The sequence below is a fragment of the Nonomuraea sp. NPDC005650 genome (genome assembly GCF_040605375.1).
Classification (GTDB): Bacteria; Actinomycetota; Actinomycetes; order Streptosporangiales; family Streptosporangiaceae; genus Nonomuraea.
In genome coordinates, this window is sequence record NZ_JBEXCR010000017.1 from 147,178 (window position 1) to 164,261 (window position 17,084).

7 protein-coding genes are annotated in these 17,084 nt (G+C 73.9%); 2 read left to right on the forward strand and 5 right to left on the reverse strand.

Annotated elements, in window-relative coordinates; all coding sequences use genetic code 11:
* Positions 1-54: 54 nt before the first annotated feature.
* A complete protein-coding gene (locus ABZS69_RS28845) occupies positions 55-1,008 on the reverse strand; it encodes a hypothetical protein (RefSeq protein WP_355378021.1) in 954 nt (317 codons plus the stop codon).
* Here ABZS69_RS28845 and ABZS69_RS28850 point away from each other — a divergent pair.
* Complete coding sequence (locus ABZS69_RS28850; protein ID WP_355378023.1) at positions 1,007-1,561, forward strand: hypothetical protein; 555 nt, start codon at positions 1,007-1,009, stop codon at positions 1,559-1,561. The genes ABZS69_RS28845 and ABZS69_RS28850 overlap by 2 nt on opposite strands.
* A gap of 196 nt (positions 1,562-1,757) precedes the next feature.
* Here the strand turns inward: ABZS69_RS28850 and ABZS69_RS28855 are convergent, their stop codons facing one another.
* Entirely contained in the window at positions 1,758-2,495 is a 738-nt protein-coding gene (locus tag ABZS69_RS28855) for a phosphotransferase (RefSeq protein ID WP_355378025.1), read from the reverse strand.
* A gap of 198 nt (positions 2,496-2,693) precedes the next feature.
* Between ABZS69_RS28855 and ABZS69_RS28860 the strand changes: the two genes are divergently transcribed.
* Complete coding sequence (locus ABZS69_RS28860) at positions 2,694-3,044, forward strand: DoxX family protein (RefSeq protein ID WP_355378027.1); 351 nt, start codon at positions 2,694-2,696, stop codon at positions 3,042-3,044.
* Between the two features lie 38 nt (positions 3,045-3,082).
* Here the strand turns inward: ABZS69_RS28860 and ABZS69_RS28865 are convergent, their stop codons facing one another.
* From ABZS69_RS28865 to ABZS69_RS28875, 3 genes are read right to left on the reverse strand one after another with little or no spacing between them, the layout of a single operon-like run.
* Complete coding sequence (locus ABZS69_RS28865) at positions 3,083-4,012, reverse strand: pyridoxal-phosphate dependent enzyme (RefSeq protein WP_355378029.1); 930 nt, start codon at positions 4,010-4,012, stop codon at positions 3,083-3,085.
* The gene (locus tag ABZS69_RS28870; protein ID WP_355378031.1) at positions 4,009-12,258 is read right to left on the reverse strand and encodes an amino acid adenylation domain-containing protein; all 8,250 of its coding nucleotides are present in this window, start codon (positions 12,256-12,258) and stop codon (positions 4,009-4,011) included. Before ABZS69_RS28870 ends, ABZS69_RS28865 begins: the two co-directional genes overlap by 4 nt.
* Positions 12,255-16,973, reverse strand: coding sequence for an amino acid adenylation domain-containing protein (locus ABZS69_RS28875; RefSeq protein ID WP_355378033.1), 4,719 nt, complete (start codon positions 16,971-16,973; stop codon positions 12,255-12,257). The genes ABZS69_RS28870 and ABZS69_RS28875 overlap by 4 nt, the downstream gene beginning before the upstream one ends.
* Positions 16,974-17,084 lie beyond the last annotated feature (111 nt).

Sequence of the window (17,084 nt, forward strand, 5' to 3'; positions counted from 1 at the left end):
CGCCGGGCCGCCGGGCCGCCGAACGAGCCTGGCCGCAGATCCGACATGGGCCCTCTACCGCGCGATGGTTTGTAGGTCCCAGACATTGATCCTGCCGTCCCGGCCCGCGCTCAAAGCGACGTGGCGCCCGTTGAGGATGGCAGTCTGGACCGTTTCGACACTCCCCTCGTGGCCGACCAGCGGATCGCCGAGCTGCGTACCGGTCGCCAGGTCCCACAGGCGCACCGTCTCATCGTCGCCCCCGCTCACTGCCAGGGTCCGCTCGCCGACCACGGCCGTGTCCACGGCGACGACGTCCTCCTCGTGCCCGGTCAGCGGGTCGTAGAGGGGATCATCCCCGTGCTCGTCGGCCAGGCCCCACACCTGGATCTCGTCCTCGACCCCCGCCACCAGGATGGAGTCACCCGCGAGCCTCGTCAGTGAGACGGCCAGTACCCGTCTCTCGTCGGTGTCGAACGACCCCACCTCCCCGCCCGCCGGCAGATCCCACACAACCACTCCCCCGTCCATCCCACCCGCCGCCGCCAGCGGCGGGAAGCCAAGGCCGTGTGAGGCTGCGAGGCAGGCGACCCGGCCGACCTCGTTGAGCAGCTCCGCAGGCGCCTCCGCGGACGGTCCCCACACCAGGATCTCCTCCGCGTACTGCGTGGCGGTCACGAACAGCGGCGCTCCCCCGCCCCGCACTTCGGTGACGGCCGCAAGATAGGGGTCGTCGAAACGGGCTCCCCGAATCAGCGCGCCGCTCTCCAAGTCCCAGCAGGCGAAACCCTGTTCATCGCCTCCCGCCGCCAGGACCACGCGGCCATCGGACACGACCGCGGCCACCGAATCGAGGGCGTTCTCAGCATCGGGGTACTGAGCGGCCAGCGGGTCCCCCGCGCAGGCGAAGGCCAGCGGCCGCTCCTGCCACACATCTCGCAGGGGATCCCAGGTCCACACTCCTCCGTACCCGGAGTCGGCGCAGACCACGAGCGGCCCGGCCGCGGTCTCGACCAACGTGAAATCCATGATCCGGGACGAGGACGGCACTTCACTGCTCAACATCGCTGATTGCGCACGCATGTCGCGAAGCTATCGTCCAAGATCCTCTCCTGCAGGCGTTTCACCAGACAGCGAACGTCCGGCACACCCGAACGTCACCGTCACAGCTCAGCACCTCCCCTCGAAAATGCCCATACCCGGAGGCTTCGCGGAATACGTCACGGCTCCCAGCCGTCACCTCGTCCGCATCGACCCGAACACGAATCTCCAGCCCCAGTACCTCGCGCCCCTGGTGGATGCCGGACTCACCCCCTACCGCGGGATGAAGAAGCTCCAGGCCGCCGGGAGACTCGGAGGCGGGCGCACGGTCGTCGCCAGCGGGATCGGTGGACTCGGAAGCTACGGCGTGCAGTACGCGCGGCTGCTCGGCGGCGGCGCGACCGTGGTGGCGTTCGCGCGCAGTGACGACAAGGTCGCCGTCGCCAAGGCGAACGATGCTCCCGGGGGCGGATTCAGTAGAAATCCACTCCCTCCTGAACAGCAGTCCGTTGGACAGGGTGTGACAGCAACGGCTCGATGAAGCCCGTACGATGCGGTCGCGCTTGCCCAGCTCGGCCCGCCGTTCCGCAGCCGCGTCGTCATCGCCGACCGGCACGAACGCGGCGGCCGGGATCTTCGAGGAGCATGACCTCGTCGGTCCGGGAGACGACGTACGTCAGGAGACGGCCCGCTCGATGGGGCAGAACGGCACTCGTGGCAGTCGGGCTCGTACAGCCTCACATCCGGGATCTCAGCACGTCGACCTCGCAGCCCGGCAAGGACGGGTCGAAGCCGTGCTCGACCAGCCAGCGGATCGCCAGCAGGCTTCGCATCGACCACCACGCGCGGATCACGTCAAGGTCGACGTCGGCGCCGTAGCCGGCGACGACGTCGTCAAGGCGCTCCTCGTGTCCGAGCGTCAAGATGGCGAGGTCGAACAGGGCATCGCCCTGGCTCGCCTCGGACCAGTCGATCACGCCGGTGATCTCGTCACCGTCGACGAACACGTGGGTGATCTGCAGGTCGCCGTGCGTGAACACCGGTGTCCACGGCCGGAGCGCAGCCTCGGCAATCCGGCGGTTCCGCTTGACCAGGTCGCTGGGAAGGACCCCGTTCGTGACGAGCCACTCGCATTCGCTGTCGAGGGCCGATGCGATCTCGTCGAGGCTCCGACCGGGCCATGGCGGCAGTGGCGCGTCGTGCAGCATCCGTGCGGCGGCACCCGCCGCGGCCCACGCCGCCGACGACGCGGTCGACGGCTCGCCGAGGCGGCCGAGTGCCGTGCCGGGGAGGGCGGCGAGCGCGAGCACGGGCGGCTTGCGCCACAGGACCTCCGGAGTCGGGATCGGCGCCATGGCCATCGCCTCGACCTCGACGTCGGTGCGCGTCTGATCAGAGTCGATCTTCAGGAACACGTCGCCGAGGCGCAGGGTCGCGCGCTCGTTATGGGCGACGACGACCTCGAGCTTTTCCACGTCGGCGATTATCGCGGGGATGACCACCGACGTCACCGGGTTTTTCGCGTGCGAAGGCACGGCTGACCGCGTCCCGCCGCTTCCCATCCCCTCGGGGACGCGACGGGCACGGCTGGCATACTCATCGTGATCTGGTTGCCGCGATGGCGCAGGCTGTTCGGCAGTGGGTTGCTGTGTGGATCTTTGGAGTCGCCACCGATGAGCGTCGCCGTTGTCGTGTTGTCGATCCTGCTCGGCCTCCTGTTCGTCGGGACCGGCGGGATCAAAGTGCTGGGTCTGCCGCAGTCGCTGGCGATCCGCGATCATCTCGGATTGCGGCCGGGGTTGTGGCGACTGATCGGCGTGTGCGAGTCGGCCGGGGGCGCGGGGCTGCTCGTCGGCCTTGCGGTGCCGTTGCTCGGCGTGGCCGCGTCGATCGGGCTGGTCGTGTTGATGGTGGGGGCGATCGTCAGCCGGATCCGGGTGTCCGACTCGGCGGCGACGATATCCGTCGACGTCCTGGTGCTGGCGCTGGCAGGCGCGCTCGTGGTCGTACGCGCGTCGGCGTGAGCGGCCGAACCCTCACCCTTCGACCGCTGGAGCAATCGTCATGCGCCCCCGGCAAGCGCGCCCGCCACGTTGCCGCCGGACAGGACGGCCACCACCGGTCCTGCCGGCAGCGTGGCCCCGTGGGCGAGGTAAGCCGCGGTGGCCACCGCGCCGCTGGGCTCGGCGCGCTCCCCGAGCTTGTGCTCCAGCAGATCGGCGGCGAGATCGATGCGGTCCTCGCTCACGGTCACCATGTCGTCCACGTACCGCTGGATGTGCTCCCAGGCCAGGGCGCCCAGGATCGGGGCGCGCAGGCCGTCGGCGCGGGTGCGGTAGGTCTCCCGTACCGGCCACGCGGTGCGCCGTCCCGCGCGGAAACTGTCCGCGCCGTCGGCGGCCAGTTCGGGCTCGACGCCGATCACCTTGATCGCCGGGTTGACGGCCTTGGCCGCGACCGCGATCCCGGCCAGCAGGCCGCCGTTGCAGACGGGCACCAGGATCGTGCCCGCGTCGGGCAGGTCGCGGCCGATCTCGATGCCGGCGCTGCCGTGCCCGGCGATGACGTCGAAGTCGTCGGAGCCGACCACCGTGGCCGCGAACCTGTCGGCCAGGGCCAGGCAGGTGTGCTCCCTCAGGGCCGGTGGCACGATCACCACCTCGGCCCCGAGCCGGCGGGCGGCCGTCACCTTCAGCTCCGGCGCGGTGTCCGGCAGGACGACGGTCGCCCGCACGCCGTGCTCGGCGGCGGCGTACGCGACAGCCTGGGCGTGGTTGCCGGAGGACTGGGCGATGACATGTCCGACGCCCCGTTCGGCGAGCCGCGCCACGGCGTTGACCGCGCCGCGCACCTTGAACGAGCGGGTGTGCTGCCGGTTCTCGGGCTTGATCCAGAGCCGTTCGCCGGGCAGCCGCAGCAGCGGTGTGCGCCGTACGTAGGGCGCGATCCGGGTCGTGGCGGCCGTCACGTCGGCCATGGTCACGAGGGTCATCCGTGCAGGACCTTCGCCTGGATGGCGTCGAGGTCGGCCGCGGACTCGGGCGGTGGCGCGGCATCGGGGACCACGTCCTCGAGGTGGTGCAGGGGACGGTGACGCAGCCCGAGCAGACCCCAGACCACCAGCAGCACCCCGCTGGCCAGCAGCACCGCCGCGGCGCCCCCACCCGGGCGGGAGGTGTACTGCTGGGCCCAGCCGGCCAGCGGCCCGGCCGCCAGGAAGCCCAGCGGCTGCATGGCGGTGGCCAGCATGACGTTGACGGCCAGGACCCGGCCCTGGAGCTCGGGGCCCACCTTCACCTGGATGATGGACAGCCAGTGCGCGTTGCCGATGCTCATGCAGGCGAGCCGCAGGAACAGCCCGGCCGCGATCAGCCAGACCGCCGGCCACACGCCCATGAGCACCACGCCGATTCCGGACCCGACGACGAAACCGATCATGCCGGTGGCCCGGCGGCGGGTTCCGCCCCACACCAGCACCACTCCGGCGCCTGCGGCGGCGCCCAGGCCGCCGACCGCGGTCACCGCGCCCAGGGCCGTCGCAGAGCCGATGGCCAGCACGACTGGAGTGATCAGCACCCACATCAGGGCGGTGCAGAAGTTCACCACGGCGAAGTAGAAGGCCATCGACATCAGCGGCGGGCGCCGGCGCAGGAACCGCCAGCCGCCGCTCAGCGCCGCCCGGAACGTCTCCTCCCGCCGGTGGAAGAGCCTGTCGGGGAACCGGACCGCCAGCAGGGTCGCCACGCCCACCGCGAACGTGGCCACGTCGACGGCCACCACGGCGGACAGTCCGAACAGGCCGATCAGCGCGCCGCCGGCGAGCGGCGCCACCACGTTGCCGATCCCGAATCCGGCGTTGGCCATGGCGTTGGCCTGCGGCAGGTACGGCTTGGGCACCAGTTGCGCGATCGCGGCGAGGTAGGCGGGCTGCTGGAACGCGGTGACCATGGAGGTGACGCCGACGATGAGGCACACGTTCCACAGGGCCAGCCGGTCGGTCGCCAGCAGCACGACGAGCGCCAGCATGGCGAGCCCGGAGATCGCGTCGCAGGCCAGCATGATCCGGCGGCGGTCCACCCGGTCGGCCAGGGCGCCGCCGAGCGGGGTGAGCAGCACGGCGGGGATCTGGGACAACATCGTGATCAGAGCCAGGTCCAGGATCTCGCCGCTGCGCTGGTAGGCCCAGACACCGAGGGCGAACGAGCTCAGCGCGGTGCCGGCCGCCGACACGAGCTGCCCACCGGCGACGGTGTAGAAGCGGCCCAGGCCGGTCCTGCCCGGCGGGCGTACCGGGTCGGGCAGCCGCCCCGCGGCCCAGCGCCGTAGGTGCTCGATCACCAGGGCGGCCAGGGGCTCGGCCTGGTGCCGCAGGAAGTAGTGGCCGGCGCGGGGCAGCACGGTCAGCCCCACCCTGGGCGCGAACGCCGCCCATTCGGCGTACCGCTCCTCGTACAGCTCGGTGGCGCGGTCCCGTTCTCCGACCACGCACAGGATGGGGGCGCGCAGTGGCGGCGTCTGGCCGGCGAGCTCCCGGCCGAACCACTCCCGCGCCTGGGCGGCGTCGTGGCGCATCGCACGCACCGCCGTCCGTTCTGCGGCCTCGTCCAGGTCGTCGGGCAGCCCGCCCGAGGCCCGCAGCGCGTCGCGGAACATCCGGTCGGAGACCCAGCGATCACCACGGAAGAACCGCCGGGCCTGGCCGGGCAGCCGGGCCGTGGGAAAGCTGCCGGCCGCGATCACGCCCAGCACGGGGATCCCGTCGGCTTCGAGCCTGCGTGCCAGGGCCACCGCGGGCGCGGAGCCGACGCAGTGGCCGTAGATCGCGATCGGGCCTGAGGCGGTGCCGGCCACCTCCGCGGCCAGGGCCTCCACCAGTTCGTCCAGCGGCAGCGGCGTCTCCTCTGGCCGGGCGGGGTCGTGGCCCGGCAGTTCCGCGGCGAGCACCTCGACCCGCTCGCCCAGGGCCCGGGCCAGCGGCTGGTACACCGCCGCGGACCCGCCGCCGTACGGCACGCACACCAGGGTGAACTCGCTGGTACGGCCGCCGCCCAGGCGGTGCAGCAGCCCGCCGCCGACCTCCCCGCCCAGGAGCTCCCGGTCCAGGAACGCGGCCAGCTCGGCGACGGTGGGCCGGGTGAACAGGTCGATCACCCGCAGGCCGCGGCCGATCTCCTTGACCGCGCGCACGGCGGCGAAGGAGTCGCCGCCCAGGGCGAAGAAGTCGTCGTTGGCCCCGACCTCTGCCACGCCGAGCACTTCGGCCCACACCCGGGCGACCAGTTCCTCGCCGGGCGTGTCCGGCGGCACGAAGGCGGCGGCCTCCGGCCGCGGTTCGGGCAGGGCGGCCCGGTCCACCTTCCCGTTCGGGTTGAGCGGGAGCCGGTCGAGGACGACGAACTGGGCGGGGACCATGTAGTCGGGCAGCCGTTCCCGCAGCGCGGACCGGACCGCCGAGATGTCCACGGTGCCCGCGCCGGACGGCGTCACCCAGGCGGCGAGCCGGCGGGCCTTGCCCTCGCCCACCGGCAGCACCACGGCGTCGCCGATCTGGGGCAGGGCGCGCAGGGCGGTGGTCACCTCGCCCGGCTCCACCCGGTAGCCGCGCACCTTGACCTGGTCGTCGACGCGGCCGCGGAACTCCACCTGCCCGTCCGCGGTGACGCGCAGCAGGTCGCCGCTGCGGTAACAGCGGCCCTGACCGGTCAGCGGATCGGGCACGAACCGTTCGGCGGTCAGCTCCGGCAGGCCGATGTAGCCGCGGGTGATACCAGGGCCGCCGACCACCAGCTCGCCGGGCACCCCGATCGGCACCGGCCGCATCCCGGCGTCCACCAGATGGCCGTACACCCCCGGAAGGGGGCGGCCCAGCGGCACGATGCCGGTCCGGCGCTCGGCGGGGATCTCCTCGGTGTCGCAGACCAGGCAGATCATCGTGGACTCGGTGTGCCCGTAGTGGCTCTGGATCCGCAGTCCCGGGCGGGCGGCCCTGGCCCGTTCCACCAGGTCCCACGGGCAGGCTTCACCGGCCAGGATCAGCAGCTCGTCCGGCAGCACCGCGGCCAGGTCGCCGCCGGAGGCCAGCAGCTCCAGGTGGCTGGGCACGCACTTGACCACGTCGACGCGGTGCTCGCTCAGGTAGCGGGCGAACGCGGCGGGGTCCATCGCCGTCTCGCGCGGCACCAGGTGCACCGTGCCGCCCGTGGTCAGGGCGGCGAAAACGCAGGTGAGCCCGAAGTCCGCGGCGGGCGTGGACACCACCGCGTACGACCCGCCCGGCACGTCGATCCGCGACAGCATGCCGCTCAGGTAGCTCATGACGCCGCGGTGCTCGGCGGCCACGGCCTTGGGCGTGCCGGTGGACCCCGACGTGAAGATCACGTGATGCAGGTGTTCCGGCCGTACGTCCACCCGCGGCCGGCTGTGCGGCAGGGACGGCATCCGGTCCAGCGCCAGCACCCGGCGGCCCGGACCGATCCGGTCGGCGAACTCGGCCGTGGTGACCACCGCCCACACCCCGGCGGCGTCGAGCATCGTGGCGATCCTGCCGTCCGGATAGGCCGGGTCCATGGGCAGATAGCCGCCGCCCGACTTCTGGATGCCGAACAGTGCGCAGGCCAGGTCTGCCCCCGGCTCCAGGAGCACGCCGACCGGCTCGTCGGCGCCCACTCCGGCGCCGAGCAGCCAGTGGGCGATCCGGTTGGCGTCCGCCTCCAGCTCGGCGTAGGTCAGGCACCTGTCCGCGCCCACCACGGCCGGCGCGCCGGGGGTCTCGTCCGCCCAGCGCTCGATCAGCCGGTGCACGGGAGTGTCCGCCGACGGCGGCAGCGGCTCGCCGGCCACGACGGGGCCGGTCACCGGCTCCATCGGGTGCGCACTCACGGGCGCGTCCAGGTCGGCGAGCATCCCGGCCAGCAGCGCCAGGTACCACCGGGTGAGCCTGGCCGCCGTGGCCGCGTCGAAGAGGTCGGCGCGGTAGGCGAGACCGCCGCGCAACGGCCGGCCGGGGCCGGCGTCGAGCACCTGCCAGTTCAGGTCGAACTTGGTCGTCTGCTCCGGCAGGTGGAGCTCGGCGGTCTCCAGTCCGGCCAGCTCCGGCCGTCCGGTGTCCGGGAGGTAGTTCAGCATCACCTGGAACAGCGGTGTCGCGGCGAGGTTCCGCTCCGGCCGTAGCCGATCCACCACCCGGTCGAACGGCACGCCCGCGTGGGCGAACGCGCCGAGCGCCGCCTCTCGGACTCTGGCCAGCAGCTCGTGGCCGGTCGGCTCGCCGCCCACGTCGGCCCGCACCACCACCGTGTTGAGGAAGCAGCCCACCACGCCCTCGGTGTCGGGGTGGTCGCGGCCGGAGACCGGCACTCCGATCGGGATGTCGGTGCCGGCGGACAACCGCGCCAGCAGGACGTGCAGGCCGGCCAGCAACACGATGAACGGCGTCACCCGATAGGCGGCGGCCACCGCCCTCACCCGCTCGCTCAGCTCCTCGGGCAGCTCCAGGTCCACCGAGGCGCCGCCGGAGTCCGCCACCGCGGGGCGCGGCCGGTCGGTGGGCAGATCCAGCACCGGCGGCAGGCCGCTCAGCCGCTCGGCCCACCAGTCCAGTTCGGCCAGGTCCGGTACGGGGGCCACCTCGGCGTACTGGGCGGGCGGCGGCTCCGGCGGCGGGCGAAGGCCGAGGCAGGAAGCGTACAGGTCCGACAGTTCGGACAGCAGCAGCCCGCGGGTCCAGGCGTCGGTGGCGATGTGGTGGAAGGTGAGCGAGAGCACGTGGTCCTGCTCGCCGGCCACGAGCAGGACCGCCCGCATCGGCGGCTCCCGGTCCAGCGCGAACGGCGTGGCCAGGTGCGCGGCCACCGCATCCGCCACCTGCGACGGAGCGAGGTTCACCGTGGACACCGGCACGTCCTCGGCCGGCCGTACCACGAGCACGGGCTCCGCGCCGGAGTCGTCGATCACGCTCCGCAGCACGTGATGCCGCTCGGCCAGCTCGCGGACCGCGCCCAGCAGCGCGTCCGCCTCCAGCGGCCCGCGCAGCCGCAGCGCCACGGGCACGTTGTACGCCGTGCTCGCCGGCTCCAACTGGGCCAGGAACCAGAGCCTGGCCTGCGCCCCGGACAGCGGGACGGGCCCGTCCGCCCGCTCCCGTCGTTCCCTGACCGCCGCGCCCGGACGAGGGAGCGCCGCGGCCAGGTCGGCGAGCACCGGACGCTCGAACAGCAGCCGCACCGCGACCACCGCGCCCAGCCGTTCCCGCAGCCGGCCGATCACCCTGGTCGCGGCGAAGGAGTGCCCGCCGAGGGCGAAGAAGTCGTCGTCGGCCCACACCCGCGGCAGGCCGAGCACCTCGGCCCAGACCTCGGCGACCAGGTGCTCCTGGGGTGTGGCAGGCGGCATCCGCGTCTCTCGGCCGCTCTCGGGCACCGGGAGCGCCGCTCGGTCCACCTTGCCGTTCGGGGTGAGCGGCAGCGCCTCCAGCACGCCGATCGCCGAGGGCACCATGTAGTCGGGCAGCCGCTCCCGCAGTGCGGCCCTGATCGCCGAGACGTCCACGCCCTCTCCGGCGAACGGCGTCACCCAGGCGGCCAGCCGGCGTTGCGCGCCGGCGCCGACCGGCTGCACGAACGCCTCCCCCACCTGCGGGAGGGCGCGCAGCGCGGCGGTCACCTCGCCGAGCTCCACCCGGAACCCGCGCACCTTCACCTGGTCGTCGACGCGGCCCAGGAACTCCACCAGCCCGGCCGTGCCGACCCGCACCCGGTCCCCGGTTCGGTACCAGCCGCCGGCGAACCGCTGCGCGGTCAGGTCGGCCCGGCCCAGGTAGCCGCGGGCCACGCTGGGCCCGCCGATCCACAGCTCGCCGGGCACGCCGGGCGGCAGCGGGTGCCCGGCGGGGTCCACCACCCGGCACTCGACTCCGGCCAGCGGGCGGCCCAGCGCCGCGACGCCGGGCGGCACCTCGTTCGCGTCGCAGGCCAGCACCGACACCGTGGTCTCCGTGGGCCCGTAGTGGATCTGAACGGCCAGGTCCGGCCGCGCCGCCCTGATCCGCTCCAACAGGTCCGCCGGTACGGCCTCGCCCGCCAGGATCAACAGTTTCCCGGGAAGTGCGGCCATGCCCAGCAGCTCCAGCTGGCTGGGCACCATCTTCACCGCGTCCACCGGATGCGCGGCCACGTGGGCGGCGTACGCGACGGGGTCGGTGGCGGTGTCGTGGTCGATCAGGTGCAGGGTGGCTCCCGTCGTCAACGCGCACAGCACGTTCGTCAGGCCCAGATCGGCCGCGGCGGTGGACACCAGGGCGAAGGAGCCCATCCCCGCGGGGATCCGTTCGGCCACGGCGCCCAGGTAGTGGGTGATCTGCCGGTGTTCGACGGCGACGCCCTTGGGCTGCCCGGTGGAGCCGGAGGTGTAGATCACGTACGCCAGGTGTCCGGGCGGCACGGCCACGTCCGGCCGGTGCGCGGGCTCTGCCGCGGCGGCCACGAGCTCCGACTCGGTGAGCACGATCCGGGCGCCGGCGTCGGCCAGCACGGCCTCGGTCCGCCGCGCCGGATACACCGGGTCCAGCGGCAGGTACGCCGCGCCGGCCTTGAGCACGCCCAGCAGGGCGACGGCCAGCTCGGGCCGTCGTTCGAGCAGCACCCCGACCGGCTCCTGCGGCCGCACCCCACAGGCCAGCAGCCAGTGCGCCACCTGATTGGCCCGCCGGTCCAACTCCGCGTAGCCGAGCGAGGCGACCGTGCCGTCCTGCCACGCGACCGCGGTGCCGGTCGTCCCGTCCGCTCGCCCGGCGATCGCGATCGCGTCGGGCCGGGCATCGGCCGCCCGTTCGAACAGCACGTGCAACGGCACGTCCGTCGGCAGGGCCCCGGCCGGGCCGCGCAGGTCGGGGCCGGCGGGCAGCCGGACCGGCGCGACCGGCTCCGTGAGCATCCCGTCCAGCAGTGCCAGGTACCAGTCCACGAGCTGCCGTACGGCGGGTTCCGCGAACAGGTCGCTCCGGTAACGCAGCTCACCGGCGAATCGCCTCCCGTCGTCGCCGAGCTGCAGGTTCAGGTCGAACTTGGCCGTCGGCGAATGCAGCGGTTCCGCCCGTACCTCCACGCCCGGCAGGCTCATCGGCGCGCCGGCGTCGTACACGTTCAGCATCACCTGGAACAGCGGGGTGACCGACAGGTTCCGCTCCGGCTGCAGCCGCTCCACGATCCGCTCGAACGGCGTGCGGGCGTGACCGAACGCGTCGAGCGCGCCGGCGCGGGCCCGGTCCAGTAACTCGGCGCCGGTCGGGTCGCCGGAGGTGTCGGTGCGCAGCACCAGCGTGTTGATGAAGCAGCCCACGACCTCCTCGGCGTCCGGGTGGTGCCGGCCGGCGTGCGGCACGCCGACGGCGATGTCGTCGCCGCCCGACAGGCGGGACAGCAACGCCTGCAGGCCGGCCAGGAACACCATGAACGGCGTCGTGCCCGCCACCGCGCGCACCTTGGCGGCCAGCGACTCGGGCACCTCCACCTCGACCGCGGCCCCCAGCCAGGTGGGCACGGCGGGCCGGGGCAGGGCGAACGGCAGGTCCAGCACCGGCGGCAGACCCGCCAGCCGCCCCGTCCACCAGTCCAGGTCGTCCTCTGGCTGCTCGGCCTCCCACGCGGCGACGTCGGCGTACTGCAGGGCCGGCGGTTGCGGCGGCGGCGTCAGGCCGAGCCGGGCGGAGTACAGGGCGGAGAGGTCCCGCAGCAGGAGCCGTTCGGACCAGGCATCGGTGGCGATGTGGTGCAGGGTCAGCGCGAGCACCCACTCGTCACCGCCGAGCCGGAACAGCGTGGCCCTCATGGGCGGCTCCGCGTCCAGCCGGAACGGGCGCCAGGCCTGGCCGGCCAGCTCGCGCTCCAGCGCGCCGGGATCCACGTCGACCACGCGGACGGGCACGCCGTCGGCCTGCCGCACTCTCGTCCCGTCGATGACGCCGCGCAGGATCCAGTGCCGGTCGGCCAGGTCGGCCACCGCGGCGGTGAGGGCGGCGACGTCCACCGGCCCGCTCAGCCGCAGCGCCAGCGGCACGTTGTAGGCGGGCGTGTCCGGCTCCAGCTGGGACAGGAACCACAGCCGTTCCTGCGCGGGAGACAGCGGCATGTCCACGGCGGACAGCGCGGGAATGCGGGCGCCGGAGGTTTCGGCCGCCGCCTGTGCGGTGGCGAAACGGGACCGCAGCAGCTCGGCGATCCGGTCCTGACTCACCTCGGTCATCCGTCACTCCCGTCCATCAGTTCGGCAACCAGCAGGTCTTCCACTCCGGCGGCGAAATCGGCGAGAACCGGCCGCTCGAACAACAGCCGCACGGGAACGGCCAGCCCCAGCGCCTCGCGCAGCCGGCTCGTCACCCGGGTCGCGGCGAAGGAGTGCCCGCCCAGGGCGAAGAAGTCGTCGCCGGCCCAGACGGCCGGCCGTTCCAGGACGGTGGCCCAGACGGTGGCGGCCAGGCGTTCCGCGTCGGTGGCAGGGGCGACGCGTGCGGCCTCCGGGGCGTCGGCGGGCTCGGGCAGGGCCGCCCTGTCCACCTTGCCGCTGGGCAGGATGGGCAGAGCCGGCAGCGCGACCCACCGCCGGGGAACCAGGTGCCCGGGCAGCCGCGAGCGGACGTGCCGTTCCACCGCGGCCAGGTCCGCCGTCTCCGGCGTGACGTAGCCGACGAGGTGCGCCTGCGCGCCCGAACCTGCCACGGTGACCGCCCCGTCGGCCACCTCGTGCAGCGCCGCCTCGACCTCGCCCAGCTCGATCCGGTATCCGCGTACCTTCACCTGGTGGTCGGCGCGGCCGTGGAACTCCAGCGTCCCGTCCCGCCGCCACCGCGCCAGGTCCCCGGTCCGGTAGCACCGGCCGCCAGGTGTGAAGGGGTCGTCGACGAACGCCGCCGGTGTCGGATCGGGCCGACCCCGGTAGCCGCGGGCGACGCCGGCGCCGCCCAGCAGCAGCTCACCCACCGTGCCCGGCGGCACCAGCCGCAGCAGGGAGTCGACCACGTACGCGCGCTCCCCCGGCATCGGCAGCCCGATCGGCACCTGGCCGGACTCGTGCGGGCCGACCCTGTGCAGGGTCGAGGTGATGGTGGCCTCGGTGGGGCCGTAGGCGTTCCACAGCTCGCCGACCCGTGCCAGGATCTGCCCGGCCAGGGCCGGGTCAAGGGTCTCCCCGCCGACGACGGCCCGCAGCGCGGGGTCGCCGGCCCAGCCGGCCGCCAGCAGCATCCGGTACGCGGTGGGCACCAGGTCGACCACGGTGGCCCCGCTGGTCGCGATCAGCTCGGCCAGCGCGTGCCCGGCCACGGCGGTGGCCCGGTCCACCACCACGCAGGTGCCGCCGCCGGCGAGCACACTCCACAGCTCGGACGCGGAGGCGTCGAAGGTCAGGGGCGCCACGGCCGGCTGGACGTCCCGGGGGCCCAGCCGCAGCGCCGCGGCCATCCCCGACACGAGGGCGGCCAGGCTGCCGTGGGTGACCTCCACGCCTTTGGGGGTCCCGGTGGAGCCCGAGGTGTAAAGGACGTACGCCAGGTCGTCGGCCCGTACCTCCGGCAGCTCCCCCCGTTCACCGTGCGTGGCCGCGAGGTGGTCCGCGTCCAGCGAGGGCACGCCGGCGGCGCTCAGCCCGCCTCGGGTGAGCACCAGCCGCACCCCGGCGTCCTCGGCCAGCCGGCGCAGCCGCTCGGGCGGCTGCTCCGGGTCCAGCGGCAGGTACGCCGCGCCGGCCCGCCACACCGCCAGCAGGGCCGCCGGCATCAGGTGGTCCCGCGGGAGGCAGACGCCCACCACGTCGCCCGGCCTCACCCCGTGCGCCGGCAGCGCGGTCGCCACCCGGCCGGACCAGTCGTCCAGTTCGGCGTAGCCGAGTGAGGTGCCGCCGGGGCCTACCACGGCGGTCCCGCGGGTGTGGGCCGCCACCGCCGCCACCGCCGCCGGCACCGTCGGAAGGTGGTCCGGCAGCTCGGGTCCGGCCGCGGCGGCCAGCAGCGCGGCGCGTTCGTCCGGGGTGGCCGGTTCGAACGCCGCCTGCGGCCGGTCCGGGTCGGCCTGCGCGCACGACAACAGCCAGGTCAACCGGTCCAGGTACGCCTCGGCCCCCGCCCGGTCGAGGTGCGCGGTGCCGTACTCGAGGTGCAGCTCGGTGCCTGTCGCGGTGCGGTTGACGAGCACGCTGAGCTCGTGGACCGCCGCGCCCGAGCCGAGCTCGGTGAGCAGCTCCAGGCCGCCCAGGCGTACCGGCACCTCGGCGTGCTGCATGGCCAGCAGCACCGGGGCGCGGGGCAGGTCCGCGGGCGGGATCTCCTGGTGGACCAGTGCTCGCGTGGTGGCGTCCGCGGCCTGCCCGACCAGGTCGCGGAAGGTCAGCTCGCCGGTGGGCCGCAGCCGGACCGGCACCGTGTCCACCAGCGGGCCGACGACCTCGGTCAGCTCCGGCCTGGCCCGCCGTGCCGCGGCCACCCCGACGAGCGTGTCGGGCTCGCCTCCCACTAAGGCGACGGCCGCGAGATACACCGCGAACGGGGTGGCGCCGCAGCCGCGGGCCAGCGTGTCCACGCCCGTCACGAACTCCTCGGGCAGTGGCCTGATCACCCTGTCCGCGGTCAGGTCCGCGGGCGCCGGGCCCGCCACGGGGGCGCCGGCCAGCTCGCTCCGCCAGAATTCCCGAAGCGGCGCCAGGTCCTGCTGTTCGCGCTGCTGTTCGGCCACGTCGCCGACCTGGACCGCCGGCCCGGCGACCCGTTCCCCGGCCAGCTCGGCGGCCAGTTCGGCCATCAGCAGCCCGGCCGAGGCGCCGTCGAAGGCGATGTGGTCCACCACGACCACCAGCTCGGCGAGGGTGTCGTCCAGCCGGCACAGCTCGGCCCGCAGCAGCGGCACCTCGCTCGTCACGTCGAACACGTGCGTCGCCGCGGCCCTGGCCACCTTCTCCGGGTCCGCTCCCGCCGCGTGCTCGACGAGGGGCACGGTGACGGGCGGGTGCACCACGCTGTACGGCACACCGTCCGCATCGGTGGCGACCGTGCTGCGCAGCACCTCGTGCCGGCCTACGACCGCGTCCAGCGCCGATCTCAGCGAGGCGGTGTCGTGCGGGCCGCGTACACGCAGCCGGATCCCGAGCGTGGTGACAGAGGTGTGCGGGTGGAGCTGCTTGAGGGTCCAGAACTCCCGCTGCATGCCGGTGAGCGGGTAGCGGGTGCGGCCACTGTGGCGTACCAGCGCCGGCGCTGACCGGCGTATCCGGCTCGCGAGGCCGGCCGCGGTGGGAGCGGACAGGAAGGCGGCGAGGGGGACGGCGTGCCCGAGGCGGCGGGACAGCTCGGTGACCACCCCGGCCGCCGCCAGCGAATGCCCGCCCAGATCGGTGAACCGGTCGTGCGCGCCGACCCGCGGCAGGCCGAGCACGCCGGCGATCACCTCCGCCACCAGGCGCTCGTCCTCGGTGCGCGGCGCGACCGGCGCCTGCCCGCCCGCCCGGACGGCGCCGAGCCCGGGCAGCGCCGCCCGGTCGACCTTGCCGTTCGGGGTGAGCGGCAGGTCCGCTGCCACGCCGATCCTGGTCGGCACCAGGTGGTCGGGCAGCCGGGCGCGCAACCAGTCGCGCAGCTCCGGCTCGCTCACCTCGGAGGCCGCCACGTGACCTGTCAGGAACGCGATCCCGTCGTCGCCGGCCGCGGCCAGCACGACCGCCCGGCGCACCGCGGGATGGCGGGCCAGCGCGGACTCGACCTCACCGGGCTCCACCCGGTGGCCACGGATCTTGACCTGGTCGTCGGCGCGGCCGGCGAACCTCAGCTCGCCGCCCACCCGGCGGACCAGGTCGCCGCTGCGGTAGACCCGGCCGCCGTCCTCCTCCGTGCGGAACGCGGGCGAGTCCCGCCCCAGGTAACCGCGGGCCACCACGGGACCGCCGATCCACAACTCGCCCAGCTCTCCGTCCGGCACGGGGTTCCCCGCCGCGTCGCGCACCGAGAACACCGCACCCGCGACCGGCTCGCCCAGGGGCGGCTCGCCCTCGTGGTTCCTGGGCACTTCGGCCACGGCGCAGGTGGTGGTGCACTCGGCCGGCCCGTACAGATTCAGCACCCGGCGCACCCCGGGGTTGGCGTAGACACGCCGCACCAGGCCGCCGGTGAGCGGCTCTCCCCCGGCGAACACCGCCCGCACCCCGCTCGGCAGCGGCTCGCGCAACAGCACCGACAGCGCGGAGGGCACCCCGTAGACCGTGGTCACCTCATCCCTGGCCGGCAGGCTCGGCAACGCCAGCACGTTGTCGGCCAGGATCACCGTCCCGCCGGTGACCAGCGGCAGGAACAGCTGGCTGATCGACGCGTCGAAACAGACGGAAGCGCCGGCCAGCATGCCGCCCAGCTCCGCGGCGGTGTACGCGGACGCCTCCCAGCGCAGCAGGTTCATGGTGTTGCGGTGCTCCACGACCACGCCCTTGGGCGTACCGGTGGAGCCGGAGGTGTAGATGACGTAGGCCGCGTCGCCCGGAGCCCCGGGGACGAACGGCGCCCTTTCCCCCGGTGGCACGTCGTCGACGACGATGACCTCGGCGCCGGTGAGAGCGGCGCTCGCGCGCAGCGAGGCCGAGGCCAGTACGGCCACCACAGCGGCGTCCGCTGCCATGAACCGTAACCGGTCCGCCGGGTAGGCCGGATCCAGCGGCACGTAGGCGGCTCCCGCCTTCCACACCCCCACCAGCGTGGGCAGCAGCCACTCGTCCCGGTTCAGGCAGACGCCGACCAGGTGTCCACGCCCGATGCCGTTCGCGGACAGGGCGCGGGCGATGTCGTCGGCTCTGCGGTTCAGCTCGGCGTAGCCGAGCCGGACGGTGCCCGCCACGACGGCGGTGCGATCCGGCGTGCGCCGGCACTGCGTCTCTATCGCCTCGTGGACGCGGCCTGGTTCGGTCAGGCCACTTGCCACATCGATCGTCACTTGGTCTCTTCCCCCCGTCGACATCGCGCGTGATGAGAGACAGCGCGAAGTTGCCTTGTTGATCAGCGGGCCATGCCGAGGAGCCTGACATGCGACATTTGAGAGGCTCTG